A 24250-nucleotide genomic window follows, 5' to 3' on the forward strand; every position below is an offset into this window, starting at 1 on the left:
TAAAGGAACCACTATTCGAGTATAAGTTTTCCACATCGTCCGCAGACTTTTTTGGCGCGGACGGCTGGGAGATCCGATTGCTCTTGCCCTTGCGAGGAAGAGCAATGTCACTCCTGCACCAACGTGATTTCCAAAATAAACTCCTTCGATTGCTGACTGACGTCGATTTCAGGACCCTTGTGGGCTATTTGGAACCTATCGAACTGCCGCGCCACTTTGTCTTTGCCTTACCAAATCGGATCACCGAACATACATATTTCCTTGAATCCGGGATCTGCTCCGTCGTCGTCCGATCCAGTACTGGGTTGGAAGCCGAAGTCTGTATCATTGGTTCCGATGGGATGGCGCCCCCGACTTCGGTGCTCGGTGCCACTTCTGTACCGTTTGAAATCACAATGCAGACGGAGGGTTCGGGATATCGTATCGAGACGGCCCAGCTCATCGCCGCCTACAATGCCAGCGTTTCGTTGAGAGGCATTATCAACCGCTACATTCACACTGCGGCCGTTCAGACTGCGTACAGCGCGTTTTCAAACGCCAACCATCAAATCGAACAGAGGGTCGCTCGCTGGATACTGATGTGTCATGATCGATCATTGACTGATACGATCAGGTTCACACACGCGTCTCTTTCAGAGATGCTTGCCGTTCGCAGGCAAAGCGTCACCACATGTCTCCACTTGCTCGAGGGAAAACAACTGGTGCGATCTCTTCGGGGTGCAATTGTGGTGCGTGACCGTGCAGGCCTGGAAAAATTGGCGGGGGACGCATACGGTGTCCCTGAACATGAGTACAATCAGTTTGTGAAGCCGGATCGATAACCGGGCCGCACGCTTTCTCCCATTCATATCGATGACTTTGGTTGTTCTGCCTCCGCTTTGGTCATAGCGAGAAAAGCGCCGCGTTACAGCTGAGGTCAATCAGAGGGATCTGGCTTCGAAATGGATGGAGACGTTTAAGATGGGACGGCTCTGCTCATCCCTAACTCTGATATCCATGGTCAATCCGGGCCGTCATTGGCAACCACGTCCATCAGATATTCAGCCATCGCCCGCCTTGCTTTGATGTGAGCAGCGTGATGATCTGACCACTGATCACCGGTTGTGTCATGGGACTTTTCTTCACCATTCTCGAGATAGTGAAAGTAATATATCGGCATTTCTAGAGATTCTTTCTCGATTAAAATAGTTTGCGAAGTAAACACTGCGAGGTCTTTAAATATCTAATCTAGCGCCTCTCCAGTGGTAACCTTTGCGAGCTCCCGGTTATCGCTGTCGCAAATGGTGATGCTAATCAACGTCAGTTGTATTCCTGCCTTCAGATATTGAGCTGCGATCTCGCGGATGGCTGCTCGAGCATCATCTCGCGCAGCGTTTAAGTCGGAAGCCTCACCGCCATCGGGATCGGCAATCGTTTCCTCTGAGAAATCAAGACTAAAAAAGTACCGAGGCATACCAGCTCCCGTGTAACCAGCCGCGGCATTCATCGTGACTTGGAGGAGAGGAAAAGTCATTGGACGGTAGCGGACAAATTGTCCTTTGCACGGTACCGGACAAAATGATGGTCAGATTGCTACTTTAGGTTTGGTTTCGCCTCGTAGATGATCCAAATATGTTTCAGTGATTTTTGGCTGGCGAGGCGTTCGATTATGAAACGTAGTCCAGTACTCGCGGCGCATTTCTCAAAACTCCGAGAGCTGTACCGTATAAACGGCAAACCCGCGCCTGAATGATAGCGGGTCGATCCCAGGGCTGCCGCTGAGGATCACCTGCTAAGATCCGTGACGTGACTAATCTCGTTTCGAGCCACGACCGTCGGCTTTAACTAAGAAGGCTAATTACAGCCGATGGGCTCGCCTCAATGCATCTGCAAAGACAAAACCCTAGACGCTCAACCATATTGCTTCCTTGGCAATGCGTCATCCTTTCAACCACTCACCGAATCCTGGCTTGATGGATGAAGCTGGGTCGTCGGTTCGTACCCGTTCGAGACCTTTAATGTATCGCAGCGCGATGAGCGAACGAGGAAAAATCAGCCGGCATCGCTTTACCGCTTGTGTCGTTTGCTGCCATGCCCACAAAGGCGCCGGTAAAATTGGCATGCTCCCCTTCGCCACCTTCATCTGATAGGACGGAGTAATCGAGAACGGGACCGATCCTTGTCCAATCGCCATCTTTCCAGAAATAGAAACGCCCGGCCGCGCCTCTCACCTCCAGCTTCATGTGCACAGGACCATCGGGCACAGGCTGCTCCAGCACCGCATCCGCCATCCCGTTCGGCCAGCCGCCGGCGCAGGAGAGAATTTGCAGCACACGACCGGCGGTTTCGTCATGGGTCAGGCAAAGCTGCTGTAGTAGGCGACCAGTCCGGCCTTCTGATGATAGCTCGCGGGCTCGGTGTCCACCTCTGTTTCCGCATCGAAATCGAAATCAGTCTGACGTCGGGCGACCAGGGATTGCTCGAATAAAGAGCCGATCGCTTCTCGTCCCGTCAGCCTCAGGTGGCCCGGCCGCTCGTGAAGGGAAAACAGGCGCTCCGGACAAGGCGTTCGCAGCCACTGGAAGTCGACCGGCAGCCCAGCAGCCGGAGCAAACGTGGAGCGTTCGGTTCGCGCAATAGGATCGGCCGCATCGACGCCCTTCGGCATCGGGATGCGTTGCTGTGGTACGAAGGGCTCTCCCTCCAGCCGCAACCAGCCATCTCCACCCTACTTGCATTTCTGGATGGCGGTTTCCCGGCCAAGGACGGAACGCCTGATACCCGGCCGCCGGGGACGGCTGCAGAGATGCACCATATAGGTCTCGCCATCAGGCGTTTCGACGATATCGCCATGGCCGGCGCGTTGCAGCGTCGCCTCCGGGTGAAAGCGGCTGGTAACGACATGGGTGTCGGGGTGCAGTTCATACGGTCCCGTCAGATCGCGTGCGCGCGCCATCGTTACGGCGTGTCGCATGCCGGTGCCACCCTCGGCGACCAGGAGATGATACCAGCCGTCACTCTGGTAGAGATGCGGGCCTTCCGCCAGGCCATGCGCGGAGCCGCGGAAAATGTTGGTAACCGGGCCAACCAGCTTGCCCTGGCCATGGTCGTATTCCTGCAGCACGATGCCGCCGGAAGCTGTTGGCCGACGACGGTAATCCCATGTCAGGTTCACCAGCCATTTGCGGCCATTCTTGTCGTGAAAGAGCGATGGATCGAAACCCGATGAGTTGAGATAGGTCGGGGCGGACCATGGCCCCTCGATCGTGTCCGAGGTGACGAGATAGTTGTGGCAGTACTTGAAGGAACCGGATTTGCGTTTCACGTCCGTGTAGATGAGCCAGAAGCGACCGTCTGCATGCGTTAGGCACGGTGCCCATACGCCGCACGAATCCTGCACTCCACGTAAATCGAGCTGTTCGGCGCGGTCGAGAGAACGGCCAACCAGTGTCCAGTCCCGCAGGTTGCGCGAATGGTAGATCTGAACGCCGGGATACCATTCGAATGTGGAGGTGGCGATGTAGTAATTCTCGCAGATGGAAGGGTCCGGGTGGAAACCGGGAAGAATAGGGTTCTGGATCATATCGGTCTCGGCTGCCTGGACCTCTGGATACGCCTGTCATGACCCGGCGCGTCGAAAACACTATGCGGGCAATGCGGCGCCGTTACGGTTCCGCTTCTCGCTCACATAGCCGCGGCTGCCATCCATCAGGATGCGCGTATAGGGATGCTCTATGGTGTTTTCGAGCAACTGATGCCGCGTCGCAATCTCCACGAAACCGCCGCTCTGCATGATCGCCACCCGATCACATAGATGCGCGACCACCGCGAGATCGTGGCTGACGAGGATATAGGTCAGCTGTTCGCGCTCGCGCAGATCCTTGAGCAGATTGAGGATTTCTGCCTGAATGGAAACGTCGAGGGCAGACGTCGGCTCGTCCAGCAGCAGTATTTTCGGCTCAAGGATCAGGGCGCGGGCAATGGCCACGCGTTGCCGCTGGCCGCCGGAAAGCTGATGCGGATAACGGTAACGGAAATTGAGTGGCAGGCCGACATCGGTCAGCACCTTTTCTATCCGTTCCTGACGGCGGTCCTTGCCGTGGATTTCCAGCGGCTCCAGCAAGGTGCGACCAATCGTGTGGCGTGGATGGATGGAGCCGAACGGATCCTGAAACACCAGTTGCTGTTTCGCCAGTTGGCTGCGCGTGCGTTTCTGACCGATGGTTTCGCCATCGATTTCAAGCGTTCCGGTCCATTGCTTGTTGCGGCCGGCAAGCGCGCCCAGAATGGTGGACTTGCCGCAACCGCTTTCCCCAACGAGACCGAAAGTCTCGCCTTTCTCGACCTCGAAGGAGACGTCTTTGACAACCTTGAGGGCGGTCTCGCCGTGGCCGTAGGACACGGCCAGATGATTGGCCTTGATCATGGACATGTTCAGTTCTCCAGCCATGCCGGGTCTCGACGCAGAACTTCCAGCCTGTCCTTGGGATGGTCGAGGCTTGGAAGCGCGTTGAGGAGACCGCGTGTGTAAGGATGTTGGGCCTGATCGAGATCGGCAGCGGCGATCGTTTCGACAACACGGCCGGCATACATGATGATGACGCGGTCGCAGAAACTGCGTACGAGGTTGAGGTCGTGGCTGATGAAGATCAGGCCGATATTGCGCTCCACCACGAGGTCGTCGAGGATGGAGAGAACCTGCTGACGCACGGTCACATCAAGTGCCGAAGTCGGTTCGTCGGCGATGATCAGCGATGGCTGGGCGATCAGCATCATCGAGATCATGATGCGCTGGCCCATGCCGCCGGAGACCTCGTGCGGATAAAGATCGAAAACCCGTTCCGGATCGCGGATGTTGACCCGCTCCAGCATGGCAAGGGTACGGCTGCGCGCCTCCTGCGGCGTGGCGCGCTCGTGCAGGATCACCGTTTCGGAAATCTGCTCGCCCACGGTCATCACCGGGTTCAGCGAATATTTCGGGTCCTGCAGGATCATGGCGATGCGGCGTCCGCGAATGGCGCGCATCTCCTCCTCGCTGGCCGTCAGGAGATCGATATCCTCGAACTGCATGCGGCTGGCCTTGACGAGCGCCTGCGGCGGTTGCAGCCGCATGATGGCGCGGCCGGTCGTGCTCTTGCCGGAACCCGATTCGCCGATAATGCCGATCTTTTCGCGGCCGACGGTGAAGGACACGTCGCGCACAGCGGTGGTGACGCCCGAAAGGGTCGGGAACTCAACGGACATGTTCTCGACATTCAGAATGGTGTCGGATGTGTTAGCCATTGCGGGGATCCATGATGTCGCGCAGCCCGTCGCCGAGCAGATTAAAAGCAAGGCTGACCGTCAGGATCGCGATGCCCGGAACCGTCGTCAGCCACCATGCGTCGAGCAGATACTGGCGTCCGGACGCGGCCATCGCGCCCCATTCGGCCATCGGCGGCTGGGCGCCAAGTCCGAGGAAACCGAGACCGGCTGCCGTGAGGATGATGCTCGACATGTTGAGCGTCAGGCGCACCACGATGGAGGGCGCGCAGAGCGGCACGATATGGCGCAGCAGGATGCGTCCGGTGCCGGCGCCCTGAAGTTCAGCCGCAACGACGAAATCGGCGTGGCGGAAGGTCAGCGTTTCGGCACGCGCCAGACGCGCGATCGGCGGCCAGACGGTGAGCGCGATGGCGATGACCGCATTTTCGATGCCGGGGCCAAGCGCCGCCGAAAAGGCCAGCGCCAGAACGAGGCTTGGGAAGGAGAGAAAGATATCGGTGATGCGCATCAAAACGACATCGACCCAGCCGCCGAGATAACCGGCAGTGGCGCCGATGACGAAGCCGATCGGTGCGACGATCACGGTGACGAGGATGGTGATATAGAGCGTCGTGCGTGCGCCATAGATCAGGCGTGAGAAGACATCGCGCCCGAACTCATCGGTGCCGAACCAGTGAGCCGCGGAGGGCGCCTGCAATGCCATCGCGAAGTCCTGCGTGAAGGGATCGTGGATGGCGATGACAGGCGCCAGAGCTGCGACGACCACGAGCAGAAGGACGACGGCAAAGCCTGCGAAAGCCAGAGGGTTTGCAAGAAGGCTCAGCCAGGCGAGATAGATGGAGTGCAGCCTAGCCTGACGCGAGGAGGTGAATTCCTCGCTGATCAGCCAGTCATGCAGATTTGAGGAAGTGCCGGACTTTGCCATTTAGCGGGTCCTCGGATCGATGAAGCGGTAGACAATGTCGGAGAGCAGGTTGATGGCGATCGAAATGATGCCGATCAGAAGCACGCTGCCGAGCACGGCGTTCATGTCGGCGAAGAACAGCGCCGAGGTGAGGTAGGAGCCGAGGCCGGGCCAGGCGAAAACCGTTTCGATCAGCACCGTGCCGTCCAGCAGACCGCAATAGGCAAGCGCGATAACGGTCAGAAGCTGGACGCGGATGTTGCGAAACGCGTGCCGCCAGACGATCGGGCGCTGACCAAGTCCCTTGGCGCGCGCGGTCAGGATGTATTCCTGGCGAAGCTGCTCGAGCATGAAGCTGCGCGTCATGCGGCTGAGATAGGCCATCGACGCGTAGCCGAGGATGACTGCCGGAGCGATGATGTGATGCAGCGCACTGCGAAAAACATCCCAGTGACCGCCAAGGACGGAGTCGATCAGGATGAAGTTCGTGCGTGCCTGCACGATGCCCTCGTCATAAAGATAGATACGACCACCGGGTGGAATGGCGCCGAGATAGGCGTAGAAAACCAGAATGACGATCGTGCCGAGCCAGAAGATCGGTGTCGAATAGCCCAGAAGGCCAACGACGCGCGCGACATGATCGACCCATGTTCCCTTGCGCACGGCGGCAATCACGCCGAGCGGGATGCCGAGGCCTGCACCGATGATGGTTGCCAGCGTCGCCAATTCGATCGTGGCCGGAAAGACGCGGGCAAGATCCTTCGAAACAGGTTGTTTGGTGATGATCGATTGGCCAAAATCCAGATGGACGACATCGCTGAGATAACCGGCGAACTGGACATAGATCGGCCGGTCCAGCCCCATCTCCTTGTAAACGCGATCATAGGTGGCTTGATCCGCCTGGTCGCCGATGACCGCGATGACTGGATCGGCGGGAACCATCCGGCCGACGGTAAAGGTGATCATCATCAGGCCCAGCAGGGTCGTCAGGATCACCACGAATGAGGTCGCGACCTTGCCCGCAGCTTTTGGAAGCGCGGATTTTCTTGGCGCAGAGGTCTCTGAGGTCGGGATAATGCTCATACCGCTATCCTTGAAATATTATGAGGTCAGTCGGCCTTGGTCACGGTGTCCCAGCGGGTCAGCCATGTCGGGTGGCCGACATACCCCTTCACTTCCTTGCGGACCGCTTTCGGATCGGTGCGCTGGAAAGAGGTGACGAGTGCAGGGGAGGCGCGCAGATAGGCCTCGTTGATCCGTGCATAAAGCGCGTCTCGCTTTTCCGCGTCGGTCTCGTGAGCTGCCGCAATGACCACGTCCTGAATGTCTTTGGGAACGTCCCAGGCGGATCGCCAGGCCACGAGGCCTGCGAGCTTCGCGTCATCGGCATTGTTGGCATTGGTGGCATAGGATTGCAGGACCGCATGCGGATCGGGCAGGCGCTCGCCGGTGCGCGACGAGAACAGTTCGAACTGGCGGGCGCGAAACTTTCCGATCTGGTCGCCGATCTGCAGGTCGAGCTTGATGCCGGCCTTGGCGGCATTGTTCTGCAGCGAAATGCCGACTTCGGATTCCGGCGTACCGGGCTGGGCGAAATAGACTTTCGAGAAACCGTCCGGATAACCCGCTTCGGCCAGCAGTTGCTTTGCCTTGTCGATATCGAGCTTGTAAGGCATCGCGTCCGATGCGCCGGGCAGGCCGGCAGGGATGATGGTCTGCTGTTTGGTGCCGTAATATTTCATCACCGAACCGGCCAAGCCGTCATAATCGATGAGATAGCGGAAAGCCTCGCGGACTTTGGGATTGGAAAGGATCTCGTCCTTCTGGTTCAGGGCCAGATAATAAAATCCGAAGCCCGGCACCTTCTGGACAGTCACCTTACCGTCTCTTTCAAGACCGGAAAGGTCCGTCGATGACAGGCGGGTGGCAACGTCGACATCGCCGGCGTCGATCTGCAGGCGTTGCGCCGACGATTCAGGCACATGCCCCATATAGACGCGCCGCATTGCCGGCATGCCTTTCCAGTAATCCTTGAAGGCATCGGCGATCAGCAACTGATTGGAACGCCAGGTGACGAGAGAGTAGGGGCCGGAGCCCGCGTCCGCCGTCTGCAGGTAGTTGCGTGCCCAGTCGCCGTCCTTCTCCTTGGTAGCGAGAAACGCGCTGTCTACGATGGAGGTCGAGTAGCTGGCGAGGGAATAGAGGATGAGATTGGGATTCCAGACTTCCGGTGTCCGCAGCACCAGTGTGTGATCGTCCTCTGCCCGGATCAACTGATCCACGTTCTTTGCTGAAAAGCCCCATTGGCGAAGATCCGTTGAGGGCGCCAAGCCCAGTTTGACCAGCCGATGCAGCGACCATTCGACGTCACGTGCCGTCACCGGGTTGCCCGAGTGGAAGGTCACGCCCTGCCGGATCTTGAAAGTGAAGGTCTTGCCGTCCTCGGAGATAGTCCAGCTTTCCGCAAGCGATGGCTGGGGATCGGTGATGTTATCGGGCGGCAGGGCTATCAGGCGGTCGTAGAGGTTTGCAACAACCTCTGCAGCCTCCAGTTGATTGATCTCATGCGGGTCCAAGCCGCGCATCGTCGTCATCATGATCGCGATCACAAGCTCGTCCTTCGGTGTCGCTGCTATGGCCGCGGTACCGAGAGCCGTTACGGTCATGGCACACGCAAGCAGCGCACGTTTCAACATCTTCATATCTGCCTCCCAAGGCTCCTCAACCTCGCCATATCAAAATTTCAGTATCGACATGGATTTGAAATCTGATATATCAAATTTCACACAAATTGATCCTCGTCAACGGATTTTCAGAAAATGACTGCTGCCAGCCTATCCACCGCAAGCCAGGCCGAATTCGAAAAAATCGACGCCAGCTTTCAGATGACGGTGCGAGATCATGTCCATCGCGCCATGCGCAGTGCCATCATTTCGGGGCGTTTCCAGCCGGGCCAGAAGATCAACGAACGGAACCTTGCCGAGCAGTTCGGGGTCAGCACGACCCCGATCAAGGAAGCCTTACGCCAGCTGGAGACGGAGGGTCTGGTGGAGGCGCTGCCGCGACGCGGCGTGGTCATTCGTTTCAGCATGTCCTGGGCAGAGGAAATGATTCTTGCCCGCGCCGCGCTGGAATCGATGATCGCGCATCTGGCGGCAAAACGTATCGATGAAAAAGGCAAGGCCGCGCTCTCGGTGATCGCCAATCGCATGAAGGACGCGACAGCCTCCGGTGATGCGGACAGCCTGATTGCGCTCAACGAGACCTTTCACGATCACGTCCACAGAAGTTCGCAATGTGGCTATCTCGCCAAGCTGATCGAGCGGCAGCAGTTCTATGACGCAAGCATTCGCCGGGTCATCCATCTCGATCCAACCGAACGGCAAAAGGCACTGGACGAGCATGTCGCCATTGCCGAAGCGATTGCCGCAGGCGACGCCGAGAAGGCCGAGCGGACCATGCGCGACCACGTCGTGCGATCAGGCGACACGTATCTGAGCATCGTTTTCAAGAAAAAGGGAGAGGTCTGACGTGAGTGATAAAATGAAAACCGTCAGGAAGGCGCTAACCGGGATTTCCGGTGTTCCGGTGACACCTTACAAGGGCGATGGCGCGATCGAAGTCGCCAAGCTGAAGACGCTGATCAAGGCAATGGCGAAGGCGCGGGTGCACAACCTGATGGCCGCCGGCAATACGGGTGAATTTTTTACGCTGACCATGGATGAGGTGCGGGAGGTTCATTCCGCGACGATCGAGGCGGCGGATGGCAAGGCGCTGGTCAGCGCCGCTGTCGGCCGCTCTTTGACGGAAGCCAAGGCGCTTGCGAAGGATGCGATCGCAGCCGGTGCCGATGCGATCATGGGGCATCACCCGATGGATCCCTTTGCCGGTCCGTCCTATCAGGCCGCCTATTTCCTGGAACTAGCCGATTTTTCGACGGTTCCGGTCATTGCCTATGTTCGCAGCGACGGTTTTTCGGTCGCCGATTTCCGAAAACTCGCCCTTCACCCCAATATTGCCGGCATAAAGTTCGCATCGCCGAACCTCATGCTTTTGTCGGAGGTCATTCGCTCCACGCAGGATGCGCCTGCCATCTGGGTCTGCGGTCTTGCCGAAGGCTGGGCGCCGGCTTTCTACGCCATGGGCGCGCGCGGCTTTACATCGGGCCTGGTCAATGTCTTTCCGGAACGCTCACATGCCGTCCACCAGGCGCTGGAAGCGGGTGATTATGCCCGTGCACGTGCCCTGATCGACGGCATTGCCGGTTTCGAGATGTTGCGCACCAAATACAATAATGGCGCCAATGTCACGGTCGTCAAGGAAGCGCTCGGCATGCTCGGCACCGATGTCGGGCCGGTGCGTGTGCCGGGCGTGGTCGCGCTCAACGACGAGGAGCGAAGCATTCTTCGCGGCGTCGTCGATCGTGTCAAAGCCGAAGCGCTGGCTGCCTGAGCGGAGAAAATACGTGTATATTACCGGTATCAAGACCTACATGCAGCGAGTGGATGAGCGTCCGCGCCTTCTTCTGAAAATCGAGACGAGCGAAGGCATTTCCGGTTGGGGCGAATGCTACAATCACGGCCCCGACTTGGCGTTGCCGCCGCTTCTCGACTACCTCTTTCACCAGATCGAAGGGGAAGACCCGCGCCGGGTCGAATTCCTCGTGTTGAAACTCAATCAGCAATGCCGCTTTCCTCCCGGCGCCCTCGGTCTTGCCGCGATTTCGGCAATCGACCATGCATTGTGGGATATTGCCGGCAAGGCTGCGGGTCTGCCGGTCTACAGGCTGCTCGGCGGCAGCGTGCGTGATCGGGTGCGGGTCTATTGCGGCGTCTATACCGCACCGGATCCCGAACAGGTACTCGACCAGACTCTGAAACTCAACGCGGATTATGGCTATACTGCCTTCAAGCTCAGCCCTTACCGCCGCGATCTGCATTCCGGCCGCTGGGGCGAACTGGTGAAGGAGACCGGCGACTGGTTCGGCCGCATCCGTGAGATAACGCCATCGCATTTCGAATTCGCCTTCGATGCGCATGCCAAGGTTTTTGAGCCCTACAAGGCCGTTCAGCTTGCCGCGGCCATAGCGCCGAACGATCCGATGTTCTACGAGGAGCCGATCCGCCCGGAACACATTCCGGCGTGGAAGGAACTGAAGTCGAAGGTGAGCGTGCCGCTTGCTACCGGCGAGTCGCTTTACAACCGCTTCGAATTCCTCAATCTGCTGACCCAGCAGGGCGCCGATATCATACAGCCCGATATCTGCGTGGTCGGCGGCGTGTCGGAAATGCGCCGTATCGCGACGATCGCCGAAGCCCATTACGTTTCCGTCGCGCCGCATAACCCGATGGGACCATTGGCGACTGCCGTCAACGTGCATTTCTGCGCGGCACAGCCGAATTTTCATGTTCTGGAATTCAAGCCCCATGGCCACGCGCCATGGGCGCGCGATCCATATATGCCGGTCGACGGGTACATGGAACTGCGGCCCGATCGCCCCGGCTGGGGCATCGAAATCGACGAGAAGGTGCTCGAGAAGGACGACTACGTCCACTGGGAGCGCAAGGTCACCCGCAAGCCGGATGGCTCAACGGCTTATCCATAAAGAGCCGAGAAGTTACGGTTACCTCAGCGCCGAAAAATCAGCGACTGAGGTAACCGAAAAATCGAACTGCCGCTGCTTAAACAAATACACCATCTAATGGCCTTTGATATTCGACATCTTCCATTATGTAGCATTGTGTTTCTACCGGGGTTTCACCTTGCAAAGACATGCTTCCTCAGATGTATGGCAGATCTGAGCCTTTGGTCGACGGTTTGAATTCGCTCAAGACCCTAACTGTTCCGTTCTTCCCAGCAAGAGGCTTTCAATAAAGATGGGCGACAACGAGGCGCTTCTCTCACGGTTTCCTGGCCTGCCGTCCACAAGGTCTCTGTCATTGAACGCAATGACCGACATCAAACTGAACGAACGAACCGCTCTGTCGTGCGGGTCGGCCTAAGCAAAGTCCCCGATTCGGCCTGCTCGGAAGACGACCTCGGGTTCTCCCTCTTCGCCCACAACTGGATCGCCTCGGCGTTTCCATACAGCGACGCCCGCGTGCCGGGTGGCAAGATCCTTAGCTTCCTCAATGGCGGCATCCTCGGTCGCGGCAGGGCGAGGATCGAATGCTGGCACTGGTTGGCCGCGGTCGTCGAGATCGAATGCAAGGACATAGATTGATATAAAGGTTCCGGGCATTCAGTGTGCTCCTTGATAGGGGGGAACGTCCTGCGACATTCCCAACTCGCCCGCTAAGCTACGTGTTATCCGCCAATCGCTGCTGTCGGTTGACATCGGTCATCGCGTTCTGCTGATCGAGGAGGTATCGCTCCACGTCTCCACCACAAGCCTCCTTGATCTCGGCCACCGTGAACCCTTCTGCTTCTGCAGACTCCACCAAGGTTTTCGCCTGATCGCGAAAGTCTGCCTTGTTCTCATGCAGGCCCGGGTCGCGAATTATTTCCTGCACGCGATCGTCCAGCCAATCCGTGATACCAACCATTTTTCATTTCCCTTTCAGCTTCAGTTTGCCGCCAGACGTGCAGCATCGGTTTCCTCTCGAGGGGTCAAGGTGCCAGGCATTCTTCACAAATACCGCAGCCGTCTTCATCCATGGCGGAGTTGGGACGCTGGCGACAGCAACAAAGGCAAATACCCATCTCGTGTTGAGTGGCGTGCTGCGGAGGCAAAATCTCAATATCGGCGTCCGAAAACATCTCGGTCATTCCATCATCCATCCCGATGCTCCCAAAGCGAAGATCGCGACTCGAGATAGGATCGGATCTCCGGCGAACAAGATGATTTCGGAGAGCTGAAAAAATTTTCGAGCGGGGTCTTGAACGACAAAATATCAAAAACCAAATCGGTCAACGCCGACGGCCCAACGAGGGGGTCGGCTGACCGAGGAGGCGGATTCCCCCGCTTTCTTCCATGTTGCTTTACGGAGGATATGGTTATGAGAACTGAACTTGATTTTGCCCCGCTCTATCGTTCGAGCATCGGCTTCGACCGCGTGTTCAATCTGCTCAGCAATACGCAGCGTCTCAACGCAATCGAGACCTGGCCGGCCTACGACATCGTCAAGACTGGTGAAGACGACTACCGCATCACGATGGCGGTGGCAGGCTTTGGCGAAGGCGATCTCGATATCACGCAGGAGCGCAATGTCCTGGTGATCAAAGGCGGGAAGGCTGAAGAGCTGCAGGGCGAATATCTCCACCGCGGCATCGCCGGTCGTTCCTTCGAGCGTAAGTTTGAGCTTGCGGATCACGTGAGGGTGGAAGGGGCCGATCTAAAGAATGGCCTGCTGACGATTGCCTTGAAGCGCGAGGTGCCCGAAGCCATGAAGCCGCGCAAGATCGAAATCGGTGTCGCTTCATCCGCCGGAGAGCCGCTCCGGCTTGAAGCTGACCGCAAGGTCGCTTGACCCGAACACCTAAGAAGAATTAGCGATTGCTATCAGCCGGTCCGATCCAGGGCCGGCTTCAGTTATCAGTCGATATCGAGCAAACGAAGGAGGTTGCCATGTTGCTCGCTCAATTTGACAAGCCCGTCTACGCACAGCGCCGGTATTTCGTGCAAGAGATCACCGGACTGGATGACGTATTCGATTTTCTTGACGAGTGGCCCAAGGAGAAGCGCAATCTCGCTTATGAGACCCTTGTTCGATATTGTCGTGAGGCGGCGAACGGTCATTGGCCGATCGACGCGGTCCGCGAGAACTTTCGAGTGTTTCTGAAGCAGGACGGCAAGCTTGCCGAGCTGGAAGACGTCCCGCCTCATCTACGGCGTGATACGAGCGCGAAGATCGGCGGGGCGTAACAGCTAGAAACGCTGCGACAGTTTCAAAGCTAGCGGCCGGCGTAGATCCGGTGCATTGTCTCTGCGGCGGCCTGTTCAACTGGAATCTCGAAGAAAATCTCCGGATTGCTCGCCAACGCCTGAAACGTTCGCTCGATCAAGTCGTCTTTCTCGGGGCCAGCGAGATGATAGCGTGCCGCATAGCGGCCCAGCAGCGTCCTCAATATGCGCATGTCGCTCGTGGAAAGACCCCGGCTCTTGTTATCCATGTCTTCCTCCCTGATCTTACCGGTCTCGAAGGTCGACCCTTATTGGGGCCTTCGGTTATTCCGATAAGGCCCACGATAATTTCGGAGGTGTCTGACATCAACGAGCCGGCGCAGATGTAGGCTGCCGTGGGCGACAATGCTGGCCGGCACCTTGATTATCATACCCTAAAACACACCTATCGCCGTGAAGCTCTTGTCTTTGGAGGAAAGATGGTAGCGGAACCGTATACGGCCGATGATCCCGAAACCCGCCTGGCGTTGTTCGACTTTGCCTTCGAGAATGCTCCGATCGGGATCGCTCTGGTCGATCTTGAGGGACACATCATTCGTGGCAATGCTGCCTTTGCCAAGCTGCTGTCGCTTCCCCTCGAAAAGGTGCTGGGAACGCATTTCAGGGACTTTACCCATCCAGAGGATATCGAGGCGGACCTCATCCTGTTTCAGCAGGTTCTGCAGGGAAGGCGGGACGGCTATACGATCGAGAAGCGTTACCTACGCCCATTTGGCGAGATCGTTCACGTCCTGATCCATGTTGCCGCGATGCGCGATGCTGCGGGCAAGGTCGTGCGCTTCATATCGCAGATCGAGGATATCACCCGCCACAAGGAGCATGAGCGTCAGCTCGCCGAGCGAGCAGCGCAGCTCGAGTTAGCGCTTGAAGCCGTCCGTGGTGGCTTCTGGCAGATGGACATCCTGACAGGCAAGTTTGAGACCTCGGATCGACTGGCTCAGTTCATCGGAGGCCCCACGGCGGCGAGGCTTGATCTCGAGCGCTACGTCAACAGGGTCAACGTAAACGACGGCGCCCAGGCCGATCTCACACCGCTGATCGCTGGTGAGCTCGATCAGAATGTTGCCGAATATCGTCTCGACACCGTTCACGGCGAACGCTGGATGCGCTGTGATCGGCGGCTTTTGCGTGACAGCGACGGCCATCCGATCAAGATTGTCGGGATGGCAATCGATTTTACCGAGGAACGACGCCGGATCGAGATGCTGGAGGAGACGGCGCGTACCGACGTGTTGACTGGATTGCTGAACCGGCGTGGGCTGTCGATGGAATTCGCGGCATTAAGGTCTGCTGACGGTTTTGCCATCCTTGCACTCGACCTCGATGGCTTCAAGGAGGTCAACGATGCTCATGGCCACGCGATGGGAGACGTCGTGCTGCAAACCACAGCCGCGCGCCTGACCTCAGCCGTCAGAGAAAGCGATCTTGTGGCACGCACGGGCGGGGATGAATTCGTGTTAGTCGTCGCGGGCGACCAGTCCACAGGCGAAGCGGCTGCTGAGCGGATACTCGCACGGATGAGGGAGCCTATCCCAATTTCCAATGAGATCGCCGACGTTCGCACCAGCATTGGCGGCGTCTGGACGGGCGAAAAGCGTGATGTATCCGATCTCCTGAAGGAGGCCGACGCGCTTCTGTATGATGCGAAGGCTGCCGGAAAGGACGCCGTCAGGTTCAGTCGGTATCCGGGGTAGTGGCTTCGGAGGAGGTGGACTCCAATGCACCAGCGGCAGACTTGGATCGCTGGGTGCGACGTGTCGCGAGGTCATTGTATCGAGACCTGAGGTCGGACATGTCGTACTCACCGCTGATCCACAGCTCGACCCAAGCCAAAAACTCTGGGTCATCGTCGACAGGCGTGCCGCGCGACATCGCCTTGCTGCGAACCTGATCGAAAATCATTCGCCGTCTTTCGCTGTCGATCGCCAATCTCAGTTCCTCCATAAGGTCGGGAGGCGCTAAAGAAAAACCGCGATCCCCTCCGTATTGACGACGTAGATGAACTCTTCCCATGCCTCATGGGCGGATGCGAACCGTTCATCCCAGTCGGTGAGCTGGTCTTCTAGGCTTGTCACTTCCATCCGCCAATCATCTGCGCCTGAAAGGCGGAAGATTTCCACAACGACGGTGATGCCGTTGTCGGTGTAGCGGCCAGAAAGTTCGGATCGTTCGGATAGGGGCTGATGTGGGTTCATTGTCTATCACTGGACGTATATAGCGATGCTTTGGTTGGCCGGGTGACCGGCTTTGCGAATTCACGCGACTATTACTTAGATCTTGACGGTTTCGACTTCTTCGCGGGGCCGATACCTAACTCCCTGTTCAGCTTTTTCTGAGCGAGTTTGCGGGCGCGGCGAATGCCTTCTGCCTTTTCTCGGGCCCGCTTCTCCGAGGGCTTCTCGAAGTGCTCGCGCAAACGCATTTCCCGGACGATGCCCTCCTGCTGCAGCTTCTTCTTGAGGACGCGGAGGGCTTGGTCGACGTTATTGTCTCGGACGAGGATAAGCACGGTGGCTCCTGTGTGGTGAAATCGGCTCGGGAAAATCGATAAACGCATGTACGCGCGAATTGCAATGGTCGATCCCTGGACGAAATGTACTTTCGCGGAGCTTCGGCTTTAGCCTGGCGCCGGCCTGCCTCAACTCTTCCCACGGCAGGTTTGTTCGTTTCAGATCATGTCTTTCGGGAGCACACAGTTTTCTTCAGGTCAATAGTTGCCAGTATGAGTAAACGTTTGGTCGAATGAAAAACCTTTTCGAAATTAGCCACCCAAATGACGGGTCAGTGGTTCCCATCGGCTGAAGAGCGAGGCGTTACCGCCGGATACCCGCGCTGCTTCTCATGTTGTTCGTCAGCATTGCCCGCACGGACGTGCTATACGGCTTTCGGTCGATATCGAATTCAAACGTGAGGCTGAGTTTCTCGAATTGCGGGACGTGCCGATTGGAAAACGGCGAAACTGATCCAACTCCAGCCGCTGACGGTTATAGTTGGGCCGCTCGGTAGGTACGAACATGCTCGATGAGCGCGCGCAGCTTGGGCGCCATATTTCGGCGATTGGGGAAGTATAGGAAAAACCCTGGAAAGGGCGGCAGATAGTCGTCCAACACCGTGATCAACTCGCCGCGATCGATGTAGGAGCGAAACGTCTCCTCCAACGCAAATGTAATGCCGCCACCAGCGAGCGCAGTCCGGATCATCAGGTACAGATCGTTTGTGGTGATTTGCGGCTCAACGGCAACGTCGATAGAAATTCCATCCTCCTCGAACTCCCATCGGTACGGCGCAGCACTGGGAGACGGACGCCAACCGACACAGCGATGACGCACCAGTTCCCGAGGATGCCGGGGCGTTCCGTGGACTTCGAAATATCGCGGTGTCGCGACGACCACTTCTCTCTCTTCTTTGGTCAGTGGAACCGCGACCATATCCTGCTCGATCACATCACCCAGCCGGACGCCCGCATCGAAGCCGGCAGCTACGATGTCAAAGACGTCGTCAGTCACCGTGACGTCGATCGTGATGCCGGGATGGGCTTCAGCGAAGGACGCGATCAGTGGGCCGGACAAAAACTGTTCGGCAATCGATGTCACCGCGATCCGCAGCAAGCCGCTCGGCCTTGCGTCGCCCGCTACATTCTCGAACGCAGATCTGACCTCTGCCATTGGTTGGGACAGTGTTTCGCGGAAGCGGTTGCCCGCTTCGGTGAGCCGCACACTACGGGTCGTGCGGCTGACGAGCGCGATGCCGCAGATATCCTCGAGCCGGCGGATGCCCTGGCTTACGGCCGAGCGTGTAACCCCCAGCCGGTCGGCCGCGGCCCTGAAGTTCCCCTCTTCGGCGACCGCCAGAAACACTGGCACCAAGTTTAGGTCAATTGTCATTGTCGCATCCTGCTAACCAATCACGTTAGCGGAAAGGGAATACAAGCGACAATCGAATTTGTCTACCTTCTACCCGTGGCCGACAAACGCATCTCGCACAGCACGGCAGGCAACAAACAACGATCATCGAAGGAGATATTCCAATGACGAACATCAAGATCACGCTCGCAGCAGCATTGGTTCTGGGGATCTGCGCCGGACCTGTCGCTGCACAGGATAGCACGTGCCCCCGGGAAGGCGCCGAGGCTCCTCTCGCGCTCCATGCCGACTGGATCATGAAGGGCTGGGAGCGTCATGAAGGCGATGGTAAATTCGTATTCGCGGAAAAGCTGAACAAATATTACGACCTGGAAAACACCAAGGGTGTTTTCTACGACAATTTTGCGCCCGGCAGCACACAGCTCTTTGACAACTCGGCTCGCTACGGCGCCAACTGGGAGGCGTTGCAGAACGCCGCCCGATCTGTCCGCCACGGGTTGACCGGAGGTCATGACGCGATCGTCGGCGAGACAGTCGCTTCGACGACACTTGGCTTCGTTGGCCGCATCGATCGCCTTGACGGCAAGGTGGTCGCTTTCGATGGCCGCTCGCAGTTGGGCTGGGAATGTACCGCTGGCAAATGGAAAATCCGCCATGAACTGAACTACGCTTGGGTCGTCGAGCCCGAGACCATTCAGTCTTTCCTGGGCAAGACGGAGGTGGCCCAATGACCGCCGCAACGCTTTCACACCCTTATGTCGGCATGTGGGAGACCGCAGACGGCCGCGTACGGCACCAATTGCTCTCGAACGGCCGCTACGACGAGGCGCGTGGCCGACGCGAAAGTGCCTATCAGGGACGATACGAGGTGTCGGGAGACCACATCGAGTACTGGGACGATACCGGCTTTACTGCCAACGGCGACTTTGTTGATGGCGTCCTCTACCACGCCGGCATGGTTCTCTATCGCAGGCGTTAGTCAGTTCATGATATCGCCGGCAGACCCTGCCGGCGTGCTCGATCTTTTTTCAATGGAGTAGACCATGTGTGGCGATAAAGCAGCAGTTACATTCATTCGAGCGCTGCCGGGAGAGGGAGCAGCCTTGCGTTCGCTCCTTGAAAAAGATGCTCTCGGAGGCTTTCCGAATAGTGCCACGAAACCCGAGATACTCACTTGCGACGTCGATGTGGATTTCATCTGCCTCAAAGAGTCGGATGAGACCGGTTTTATCTTCCTATCGGACGAAACCAAATGCTGCATCGCATCATTAATGGTGGTTGTGGGCGGAGATGTGAAGCGGGACAGGTTCCATTGAGCCCGTAGGCAACCTTCGCAGCTGCTCGTTTAAGAGAGGGTCCGCATTGGAAACCATCGAACCATCCCGTCAAATCGATTTGCCGCCGATCCCGGCCGTTACCGGGAAGCCCATTTATCCAGCGGTACTCGTGCCTGAACTGGAAGAGGTCATTGCAAGGCCCGAGCGGACGTCCCCGCTCGGGCTTGAACAGTATATAGCCGGTCGCACGCTTGTTAGTGGCGATAGTCCGGCGTGGAATGACATGTTCGTGCAGGTCTATTCACGTCTCAATAAGCAGGAACCCTTTCTCGTTCCCGCTGTTGCAGAGCCACTAATCGTTTGGGTGATGTCGGGCGAAGCAGTCGTTGAGGAACGTGACCTTGACGGCGACTGGGTCGCAAACACGGTCACGGTCGGGGATTTTTTTCTGACCCGCTCTCCCACCCCATATGAGATGCGCTGGCGCGCTATCGGCGACGCGCCTTTCCAGGTTATGCACCTTTATCTCTCCGTTCCGCTGTTCGAGCGCGTCGCCTACGACGTGCTGGGCTGCGCCGCCCCTCCTGCACTTCGCGACATTTCCGGGGGCAAGGACACGCAGCTGTCACACATTCTCGCGTTGATCCATCAGGAGTTGACGTCTGAAGGGAAAGGGAGCCAGCTGTTCATTCAGGGCCTCGCCCAGTCCCTTGCCGTGCACCTGATCCGGAATTACGCGGCGAGTGAAGCTACCGCCGATCGGCAGAACGCGCTCCCCGGCTTTAAACTCCGTCGGGCCGTGACCCACCTGGAGGAACATCTAGCCGAGCCGTTCAATCTCGCCAAGTTGGCTGAGACGGTCGGCATGAGCGAATTTCATTTCAGTCGCTTGTTCAAGAAGGCGACCGGGCTCTCGCCCTCGCGCTACTTCATTCGCCAGCGCGTTAACCGGGCACAGCTTCTCCTGCAGGAGACGGATACCAGCGTCATCGAGATTGGCATGTCCGTCGGCTATTCGAGCCCAAGCCACTTCGCCCAGGTCTTCCGTCGCGAGACCGGCCTGCCGCCGAGCCACTATCGGCGAGGCTAAATTTTCGACCTGTCGCGATTTCGAGCAAGATCGCGACAGGTCGAGCAAGGCCCCAAGAGAAGGGCGCCGACGATCGGCTTAACTTCCTCCTTGTCGAAACGAAACGCCCACCGCGGTGGTGGGCTTTGAGACAAGGAGTGAAGACAATGACCAACCTCAACGGAAAGATCGCACTGGTCACCGGCGCATCGAGTGGCATTGGCGCTGCGACCGCTGCAAAGCTTGCTGAAGCCGGTGCAAAAGTTGGTATCGCTGCACGGCGCACCGACAAGCTCGAAGATCTCAAGAAACAGATCGAAGCCAAGGGCGGAGAAGCTCTTGTGATCGAGATGGACGTGGTTGACACGACCTCGGTCGATGCGGGCGTGAAGAAGCTGATCGATGCCTATGGTTCGATCGACATCCTCGTCAACAATGCCGGTCTTATGCCGCTTTCCGATATCGATCAGTTCAAGGTCGATGAGTGGCAGCGGATGGTGGACGTGAACGTGAAGGGCCTGCTCAACACGACGGCCGCCGTTTTGCCCCAGATGATCAAGCAGCATTCCGGCCACGTGTTCAACATGTCCTCGATCGCCGGTCGCAAAGTCTTCAAGGGCCTGTCGGTCTACTGCGCGACAAAACATGCGGTCACGGCTTTCTCTGATGGCCTGCGTATGGAAGTCGGTCAGAAGCATGGCATTCGCGTGACCTGCATCCAGCCGGGCGCGGTTGCCACCGAGCTCTACGACCACATCACAGACCCGGGCTACCGCAAGCAGATGGATGAGCTGGCCGGCCAGATGACCTTCCTCCAGGGCGAGGATATCGGCGACACCATCGTCTTCGCCGCCCAAGCCCCGGCTCATGTGGACGTCGCCGAGCTGTTCGTTCTGCCAGTAGAACAGGGTTGGTAACAGACCGGCCCTGAAGGGTCCCTGCCTAGATGCAGGGACCTCTCAAGGGAGATTGTCATGAAGGAATTACCCGCATCTCAAGCATATCGCGTTCTGGAACCTGGCCCGATCGTCATGGTCTCAACGAGCGATAACGGCAAGCCCAATGTGATGACAATGGGCTTCCATATGATGATCCAGCATGACCCGCCGCTGATCGGTTGCGTCATCGGGCCCTGGGATCACAGCTATCAGGCTCTCCGGAAAACCGGAGAATGTGTCATCGCTGTTCCCGGTCTTGATCTCGCCGAGACCGTTGTCGACGTCGGGAACTGCTCAGGCGATCGGGTAGATAAATTCCAGAGGTATGGTCTCAAAACGCGACCTGCCAAGGACGTATCAGCACCGCTTCTCTCAGACTGCCTGGCCAACATTGAATGCCGGGTCGTCGATACCAGGCTCTCGGATCCTTACAACCTCGTCATCCTTGAGGCGACGAGGATCTGGATAAACGAGAACCGTAAGGAGCGTCGAATGCTGCATCACCGGGGTGACGGTACGTTCACCGTCGATGGCGGCACACTCGACCTTCGAGATCGGATGGTCAAATGGCGCCATCTCCCCTGAGAGGCGCCAGGCCCAAAATGCACCAGCAACCCATTACGAAAGGAAGAAAACCATGTCTGCTTATCTCGTCGTTGATCTCGACATCCACGATGTGAAGTCGATCGAAGACTACCGATCGAAGGCATTGCCGCTCGTTGCAAAAGCTGGTGGCAAGCTGATCGCCATCGATGAGGCCCCTCTGGAACTTGAAGGCTGGACCGCCACCAACATGCTTATCATCGAATTTCCGGACAAGGATGCGATACGCCAGCTCTTCGCATCCCCCGAATACGCGCCCTTGGCCGCTCAGCGGCAGGCTGCGGCCGCATCGCGTATCATTGCGATCAACGGCGTCTGAAAAACCGCATCGGCTTTACTGAACAAGGAGACCCGAAATGGCTGAACTGACCAACGTGGCCTACTTCACCGCAAAGTCAGGCCGTTCTCAGAATCTAGGTGCCGAGCTGCTTCAGCTCGTCACCCCCTCGCGCAATGAGGAAGGCTGCCTGCGCTACGAAATCCACCAGTCCAATGACGTTCCCGACGTCTGGATGGTACTCGAAGACTGGCGGCATGCCTCAGATTTCAAACTGCATATGAGCACGAACTACGTCCAGGCCTTCATGGCGAAGGTCCCGGACCTGTGCGTCGAAGACGTGGAAATCTGCGGCTACCACCAACGGTCTCCGCAGGCCTGTACATGAAATGAGCACGCAAAAAACCAAAGTCTGGCTCGTGACCGGATGCTCTACAGGCTTCGGTCGGTACATCGCGGAACACCTATTGGAGGCGGGTGAACAGGTTGTCGTCACCGCCCGCAAGTCCGACAAGATCGCGGATCTTGAACAGAAGGGTGATGCCCTGATCCTCCCGCTCGATGTCATCGACCGGGATCAGTGCCAGAAGGTTGTCGATGCCGCAGAAGCACAATTCGGACGCATCGACGTTCTGATCAACAACGCCGGGATCGGTTTCTTCGGTGCTATTGAAGAAACCCCCGAAGCCGACGCCCGTCGCCTGTTTGATGTCAACTTCTTTGGTGTCGCCAACACGATCCATTCGGTGCTTCCGCATATGCGAGCCCGCCGCAGTGGTACGTCAATCTGACATCAATCGGCGGCCTGGTCGGCTACACAGGCGTGGGCTACTACTGCGCCACCAAATTTGCCGTGGAAGGGCTTTCGGATACGCTTCGAAAAGAAGTCGCCCCACTCGGGATCAACGTCATGACAGTCGAGCCAACTGCCTTCAGGACGGAGTGGGCAGGCTCGTCGAACGAGGTATCCGCCTCCATTGAGGATTACGAGGCGACAGCGGGCGAGGCACGTCGTGCTTACCACGCATCGGTCGGAAAGCAGGCCGCGACCCGGCACGTGCGGCGAAGGCTATCCGGGAAGCCGTGCTGGCTGAACAGCCTCCGCACCACCTTCCGCTCGGCAATGATGCCGTGGACGCAGCCCTGAAGAAGGCGGAAGACCTGAAGGCAAACGTTGTTGCCTGGGAGGACTTGTCTCGTTCATCTGAAGGAAACCTGGGGTTCGATCGTCAACATCGGCTCCGTGTCATCCCTTGGTAGCGGCTGGAGCCATGCGGCCTACAATGCTGCTAAGGGTGGCGTGGCGAACCTGACGCGCTCAGCAGCCTGCGACCTCGGCAAGTTCGGTGTCAGAGCAAACACAGTGGCACCGGGACTTATTGTCACGGGAATGTTGGATGCCATCATGGACGATGACGCGCTTCTGGAGAAAGCCTGGGACCGGATCCCGTTGAGACGAGCAGGCCAACCTGAAGAGATTGCCTCGGCAGTCGCTTTTCTTGCCAGTGATGAAGCTGCCTGGATTACTGGGATCGTCTTGCCGGTCGATGGGGGGCAGACCTGCACGGATGGCGGCCCGGAATGGGGTAAGTAAAAACGCGAGAAGCCCGGACGATGGTCCGGGCTTTTTCCTTTGATCGGCTGCTTCATTCAGCGGCGGGCGTCGAGGCTGTAACGGCCCGCGCCGAACGCGACGACCTGCAGCAGGCCGCCGGCCATTGCGATGTTCTTGAAGAAGTGGATGAACTGGTTGAGGTCGCTGAGGTTGTTGTGGAACGTGAGCGCCGTGGCAACGCTGAACAGGGCAAGGATCAGGGCGACGATGCGGGTCTGGAAGCCGAGGATCAAGGCGATGCTGCCCAGGAGCTCAGTCACGACCGCTGCACCGTAGGACAGCGGCGGGAAGGGCAGGCCAACCATATTGATATAGCCGATCGTCCCAGCTGGATCAGAAATCTTGCTGATACCGGACAAAAGGAAGATTGCCGCCAGAAGGACACGGCCGGCAAGCGGCGTCACGCCGTTGATGAGGGCCGAATGGGAGAGAGTTTCAACGCGCTGGGCGATTGCATCGGAATAAGACATGGACGTTCTCCTTAAGTTTGGGGCGTAGCCACCGTGGCTGCGTCGTGAGGAGAAATTGCCATCATCCGAGCGAACGAAAAAGCTGGA

At 57.8% G+C, this 24250-nt stretch carries 31 protein-coding genes and 2 pseudogenes; 18 read left to right on the forward strand and 15 right to left on the reverse strand.

Going from position 1 to position 24250, the window contains the following annotated elements; translation table 11 throughout:
- The first annotated feature begins 104 nt into the window (after positions 1-104).
- Positions 105-821, forward strand: a complete 717-nt coding sequence (locus GGE33_RS23580; protein ID WP_183828780.1) for a Crp/Fnr family transcriptional regulator — start codon at positions 105-107, stop codon at positions 819-821.
- Between the two features lie 179 nt (positions 822-1000).
- Here GGE33_RS23580 and GGE33_RS23585 read toward each other — a convergent pair whose 3' ends face one another.
- From GGE33_RS23585 to GGE33_RS23620, 8 genes and pseudogenes are all read right to left on the reverse strand, one after another.
- Complete coding sequence (locus GGE33_RS23585) at positions 1001-1159, reverse strand: DUF6894 family protein (RefSeq protein WP_183828783.1); 159 nt, start codon at positions 1157-1159, stop codon at positions 1001-1003.
- 63 nt (positions 1160-1222) lie between these two features.
- Entirely contained in the window at positions 1223-1453 is a 231-nt protein-coding gene (locus GGE33_RS23590) for a DUF6894 family protein (RefSeq protein WP_183828786.1), read from the reverse strand.
- Between the two features lie 541 nt (positions 1454-1994).
- A pseudogene (locus tag GGE33_RS23595) lies at positions 1995-3562 on the reverse strand (glycoside hydrolase family 43 protein).
- A 60-nt stretch (positions 3563-3622) separates the two neighbouring features.
- Entirely contained in the window at positions 3623-4411 is a 789-nt protein-coding gene (locus GGE33_RS23600) for an ABC transporter ATP-binding protein (protein WP_183828789.1), read from the reverse strand.
- 2 nt (positions 4412-4413) lie between these two features.
- Entirely contained in the window at positions 4414-5262 is an 849-nt protein-coding gene (locus GGE33_RS23605) for an ABC transporter ATP-binding protein (protein ID WP_183828792.1), read from the reverse strand.
- Positions 5255-6169: an ABC transporter permease gene (locus tag GGE33_RS23610; RefSeq protein ID WP_183828795.1), complete on the reverse strand. Its 915-nt coding sequence runs from the start codon at positions 6167-6169 to the stop codon at positions 5255-5257. Before GGE33_RS23610 ends, GGE33_RS23605 begins: the two co-directional genes overlap by 8 nt.
- Positions 6170-7231, reverse strand: a complete 1062-nt coding sequence (locus tag GGE33_RS23615; protein WP_183828798.1) for an ABC transporter permease — start codon at positions 7229-7231, stop codon at positions 6170-6172. It abuts the gene before it with no gap.
- 26 nt (positions 7232-7257) lie between these two features.
- A complete protein-coding gene (locus GGE33_RS23620; RefSeq protein ID WP_246436433.1) occupies positions 7258-8850 on the reverse strand; it encodes an ABC transporter substrate-binding protein in 1593 nt (530 codons plus the stop codon).
- A gap of 117 nt (positions 8851-8967) precedes the next feature.
- Between GGE33_RS23620 and GGE33_RS23625 the strand changes: the two genes are divergently transcribed.
- From GGE33_RS23625 to GGE33_RS23640, 4 genes are all read left to right on the forward strand, one after another.
- On the forward strand, positions 8968-9678 hold the full coding sequence (locus GGE33_RS23625; RefSeq protein WP_183828801.1) for a GntR family transcriptional regulator: 711 nt from the start codon (positions 8968-8970) through the stop codon (positions 9676-9678).
- Positions 9679-9691: 13 nt separating this feature from the next.
- A complete protein-coding gene (locus GGE33_RS23630) occupies positions 9692-10600 on the forward strand; it encodes a dihydrodipicolinate synthase family protein (protein ID WP_183829131.1) in 909 nt (302 codons plus the stop codon).
- Between the two features lie 13 nt (positions 10601-10613).
- Positions 10614-11753 (forward strand): enolase C-terminal domain-like protein, encoded by a 1140-nt coding sequence (locus GGE33_RS23635; RefSeq protein WP_183828804.1) that lies wholly within the window; start codon positions 10614-10616, stop codon positions 11751-11753.
- A 381-nt stretch (positions 11754-12134) separates the two neighbouring features.
- Positions 12135-12371 carry a hypothetical protein gene (locus GGE33_RS23640; protein WP_183828807.1) on the forward strand — a complete coding sequence of 79 codons (237 nt, stop codon included), beginning with the start codon at positions 12135-12137 and terminating at the stop codon, positions 12369-12371.
- 76 nt (positions 12372-12447) lie between these two features.
- Here GGE33_RS23640 and GGE33_RS23645 read toward each other — a convergent pair whose 3' ends face one another.
- The gene (locus GGE33_RS23645) at positions 12448-12693 is read right to left on the reverse strand and encodes a hypothetical protein (RefSeq protein WP_183828810.1); all 246 of its coding nucleotides are present in this window, start codon (positions 12691-12693) and stop codon (positions 12448-12450) included.
- A gap of 453 nt (positions 12694-13146) precedes the next feature.
- Between GGE33_RS23645 and GGE33_RS23650 the strand changes: the two genes are divergently transcribed.
- Complete coding sequence (locus tag GGE33_RS23650) at positions 13147-13617, forward strand: Hsp20 family protein (protein ID WP_183828813.1); 471 nt, start codon at positions 13147-13149, stop codon at positions 13615-13617.
- Between the two features lie 98 nt (positions 13618-13715).
- On the forward strand, positions 13716-14012 hold the full coding sequence (locus GGE33_RS23655; protein WP_183828821.1) for a DUF982 domain-containing protein: 297 nt from the start codon (positions 13716-13718) through the stop codon (positions 14010-14012).
- Positions 14013-14041: 29 nt separating this feature from the next.
- On the opposite strand, the gene GGE33_RS23660 is transcribed toward GGE33_RS23655, so the two are convergent.
- Positions 14042-14260 (reverse strand): hypothetical protein, encoded by a 219-nt coding sequence (locus GGE33_RS23660; protein ID WP_153353708.1) that lies wholly within the window; start codon positions 14258-14260, stop codon positions 14042-14044.
- 210 nt (positions 14261-14470) lie between these two features.
- Between GGE33_RS23660 and GGE33_RS23665 the strand changes: the two genes are divergently transcribed.
- Positions 14471-15745, forward strand: a complete 1275-nt coding sequence (locus GGE33_RS23665; protein WP_183828838.1) for a sensor domain-containing diguanylate cyclase — start codon at positions 14471-14473, stop codon at positions 15743-15745.
- On the opposite strand, the gene GGE33_RS23670 is transcribed toward GGE33_RS23665, so the two are convergent.
- The 4 genes from GGE33_RS23670 to GGE33_RS23685 all read right to left on the reverse strand — a co-directional run bounded on the left by GGE33_RS23670 (position 15726) and on the right by GGE33_RS23685 (position 17935).
- Entirely contained in the window at positions 15726-15980 is a 255-nt protein-coding gene (locus GGE33_RS23670) for a hypothetical protein (RefSeq protein ID WP_183828841.1), read from the reverse strand. The genes GGE33_RS23665 and GGE33_RS23670 overlap by 20 nt on opposite strands.
- 29 nt (positions 15981-16009) lie before the next feature.
- A complete protein-coding gene (locus GGE33_RS23675) occupies positions 16010-16246 on the reverse strand; it encodes a hypothetical protein (RefSeq protein ID WP_183828844.1) in 237 nt (78 codons plus the stop codon).
- Between the two features lie 71 nt (positions 16247-16317).
- Complete coding sequence (rpsU, locus tag GGE33_RS27595; RefSeq protein ID WP_183828847.1) at positions 16318-16560, reverse strand: 30S ribosomal protein S21; 243 nt, start codon at positions 16558-16560, stop codon at positions 16318-16320.
- Positions 16561-17035: 475 nt separating this feature from the next.
- On the reverse strand, positions 17036-17935 hold the full coding sequence (locus tag GGE33_RS23685) for a LysR family transcriptional regulator (RefSeq protein ID WP_183828850.1): 900 nt from the start codon (positions 17933-17935) through the stop codon (positions 17036-17038).
- A gap of 143 nt (positions 17936-18078) precedes the next feature.
- On the opposite strand from GGE33_RS23685, the gene GGE33_RS23690 reads away from it, so the two are divergent.
- The 10 genes and pseudogenes from GGE33_RS23690 to GGE33_RS23735 all read left to right on the forward strand — a co-directional run bounded on the left by GGE33_RS23690 (position 18079) and on the right by GGE33_RS23735 (position 23672).
- Entirely contained in the window at positions 18079-18645 is a 567-nt protein-coding gene (locus GGE33_RS23690; RefSeq protein ID WP_183828854.1) for an invasion associated locus B family protein, read from the forward strand.
- Entirely contained in the window at positions 18642-18893 is a 252-nt protein-coding gene (locus GGE33_RS23695; RefSeq protein WP_183828856.1) for an Atu4866 domain-containing protein, read from the forward strand. The genes GGE33_RS23690 and GGE33_RS23695 overlap by 4 nt, the downstream gene beginning before the upstream one ends.
- Positions 18894-18957: 64 nt before the next feature.
- A complete protein-coding gene (locus tag GGE33_RS23700; protein ID WP_183828860.1) occupies positions 18958-19230 on the forward strand; it encodes a hypothetical protein in 273 nt (90 codons plus the stop codon).
- A gap of 46 nt (positions 19231-19276) precedes the next feature.
- On the forward strand, positions 19277-20281 hold the full coding sequence (locus tag GGE33_RS23705; RefSeq protein ID WP_183828863.1) for a helix-turn-helix domain-containing protein: 1005 nt from the start codon (positions 19277-19279) through the stop codon (positions 20279-20281).
- 146 nt (positions 20282-20427) lie between these two features.
- Entirely contained in the window at positions 20428-21177 is a 750-nt protein-coding gene (locus GGE33_RS23710; RefSeq protein WP_062579306.1) for an SDR family oxidoreductase, read from the forward strand.
- 57 nt (positions 21178-21234) lie between these two features.
- Positions 21235-21783 (forward strand): flavin reductase family protein, encoded by a 549-nt coding sequence (locus GGE33_RS23715; protein WP_183828866.1) that lies wholly within the window; start codon positions 21235-21237, stop codon positions 21781-21783.
- A gap of 52 nt (positions 21784-21835) precedes the next feature.
- Entirely contained in the window at positions 21836-22120 is a 285-nt protein-coding gene (locus tag GGE33_RS23720; RefSeq protein WP_183828869.1) for a DUF1330 domain-containing protein, read from the forward strand.
- A 37-nt stretch (positions 22121-22157) separates the two neighbouring features.
- Positions 22158-22466: a putative quinol monooxygenase gene (locus GGE33_RS23725; RefSeq protein WP_183828873.1), complete on the forward strand. Its 309-nt coding sequence runs from the start codon at positions 22158-22160 to the stop codon at positions 22464-22466.
- A 1-nt stretch (position 22467) separates the two neighbouring features.
- Positions 22468-23338 (forward strand): annotated as a pseudogene (locus GGE33_RS23730) (oxidoreductase).
- Entirely contained in the window at positions 23256-23672 is a 417-nt protein-coding gene (locus tag GGE33_RS23735) for an SDR family NAD(P)-dependent oxidoreductase (protein ID WP_246436434.1), read from the forward strand. The pseudogene GGE33_RS23730 and the gene GGE33_RS23735 overlap by 83 nt, the downstream one beginning before the upstream one ends.
- A gap of 56 nt (positions 23673-23728) precedes the next feature.
- Here GGE33_RS23735 and GGE33_RS23740 read toward each other — a convergent pair whose 3' ends face one another.
- Positions 23729-24163, reverse strand: a complete 435-nt coding sequence (locus GGE33_RS23740; protein ID WP_183828876.1) for a DoxX family protein — start codon at positions 24161-24163, stop codon at positions 23729-23731.
- Positions 24164-24250: the final 87 nt, after the last annotated feature.

Source organism: Aliirhizobium cellulosilyticum (assembly GCF_014198105.1).
In the GTDB taxonomy this organism is placed as follows: domain Bacteria; phylum Pseudomonadota; class Alphaproteobacteria; order Rhizobiales; family Rhizobiaceae; genus Neorhizobium; species Neorhizobium cellulosilyticum.

What these genes read in the sequence shown, in the direction of transcription:
- GGE33_RS23580 (WP_183828780.1), top strand. Translation starts at nt 105, where the DNA reads ATGTCACTCCTGCACCAACGTGATTTCCAAAATAAACTCCTTCGATTG.
- GGE33_RS23585 (WP_183828783.1), bottom strand. Translation starts at nt 1,159, where the DNA reads ATGCCGATATATTACTTTCACTATCTCGAGAATGGTGAAGAAAAGTCC.
- GGE33_RS23590 (WP_183828786.1), bottom strand. Translation starts at nt 1,453, where the DNA reads ATGCCTCGGTACTTTTTTAGTCTTGATTTCTCAGAGGAAACGATTGCC.
- GGE33_RS23600 (WP_183828789.1), bottom strand. Translation starts at nt 4,411, where the DNA reads ATGTCCATGATCAAGGCCAATCATCTGGCCGTGTCCTACGGCCACGGC.
- GGE33_RS23605 (WP_183828792.1), bottom strand. Translation starts at nt 5,262, where the DNA reads ATGGCTAACACATCCGACACCATTCTGAATGTCGAGAACATGTCCGTT.
- GGE33_RS23610 (WP_183828795.1), bottom strand. Translation starts at nt 6,169, where the DNA reads ATGGCAAAGTCCGGCACTTCCTCAAATCTGCATGACTGGCTGATCAGC.
- GGE33_RS23615 (WP_183828798.1), bottom strand. Translation starts at nt 7,231, where the DNA reads ATGAGCATTATCCCGACCTCAGAGACCTCTGCGCCAAGAAAATCCGCG.
- GGE33_RS23620 (WP_246436433.1), bottom strand. Translation starts at nt 8,850, where the DNA reads ATGAAGATGTTGAAACGTGCGCTGCTTGCGTGTGCCATGACCGTAACG.
- GGE33_RS23625 (WP_183828801.1), top strand. Translation starts at nt 8,968, where the DNA reads ATGACTGCTGCCAGCCTATCCACCGCAAGCCAGGCCGAATTCGAAAAA.
- GGE33_RS23630 (WP_183829131.1), top strand. Translation starts at nt 9,692, where the DNA reads ATGAAAACCGTCAGGAAGGCGCTAACCGGGATTTCCGGTGTTCCGGTG.
- GGE33_RS23645 (WP_183828810.1), bottom strand. Translation starts at nt 12,693, where the DNA reads ATGGTTGGTATCACGGATTGGCTGGACGATCGCGTGCAGGAAATAATT.
- GGE33_RS23650 (WP_183828813.1), top strand. Translation starts at nt 13,147, where the DNA reads ATGAGAACTGAACTTGATTTTGCCCCGCTCTATCGTTCGAGCATCGGC.
- GGE33_RS23655 (WP_183828821.1), top strand. Translation starts at nt 13,716, where the DNA reads ATGTTGCTCGCTCAATTTGACAAGCCCGTCTACGCACAGCGCCGGTAT.
- GGE33_RS23660 (WP_153353708.1), bottom strand. Translation starts at nt 14,260, where the DNA reads ATGGATAACAAGAGCCGGGGTCTTTCCACGAGCGACATGCGCATATTG.
- GGE33_RS23665 (WP_183828838.1), top strand. Translation starts at nt 14,471, where the DNA reads ATGGTAGCGGAACCGTATACGGCCGATGATCCCGAAACCCGCCTGGCG.
- GGE33_RS23675 (WP_183828844.1), bottom strand. Translation starts at nt 16,246, where the DNA reads ATGAACCCACATCAGCCCCTATCCGAACGATCCGAACTTTCTGGCCGC.
- GGE33_RS23685 (WP_183828850.1), bottom strand. Translation starts at nt 17,935, where the DNA reads ATGACAATTGACCTAAACTTGGTGCCAGTGTTTCTGGCGGTCGCCGAA.
- GGE33_RS23690 (WP_183828854.1), top strand. Translation starts at nt 18,079, where the DNA reads ATGACGAACATCAAGATCACGCTCGCAGCAGCATTGGTTCTGGGGATC.
- GGE33_RS23695 (WP_183828856.1), top strand. Translation starts at nt 18,642, where the DNA reads ATGACCGCCGCAACGCTTTCACACCCTTATGTCGGCATGTGGGAGACC.
- GGE33_RS23700 (WP_183828860.1), top strand. Translation starts at nt 18,958, where the DNA reads ATGTGTGGCGATAAAGCAGCAGTTACATTCATTCGAGCGCTGCCGGGA.
- GGE33_RS23710 (WP_062579306.1), top strand. Translation starts at nt 20,428, where the DNA reads ATGACCAACCTCAACGGAAAGATCGCACTGGTCACCGGCGCATCGAGT.
- GGE33_RS23715 (WP_183828866.1), top strand. Translation starts at nt 21,235, where the DNA reads ATGAAGGAATTACCCGCATCTCAAGCATATCGCGTTCTGGAACCTGGC.
- GGE33_RS23720 (WP_183828869.1), top strand. Translation starts at nt 21,836, where the DNA reads ATGTCTGCTTATCTCGTCGTTGATCTCGACATCCACGATGTGAAGTCG.
- GGE33_RS23725 (WP_183828873.1), top strand. Translation starts at nt 22,158, where the DNA reads ATGGCTGAACTGACCAACGTGGCCTACTTCACCGCAAAGTCAGGCCGT.
- GGE33_RS23740 (WP_183828876.1), bottom strand. Translation starts at nt 24,163, where the DNA reads ATGTCTTATTCCGATGCAATCGCCCAGCGCGTTGAAACTCTCTCCCAT.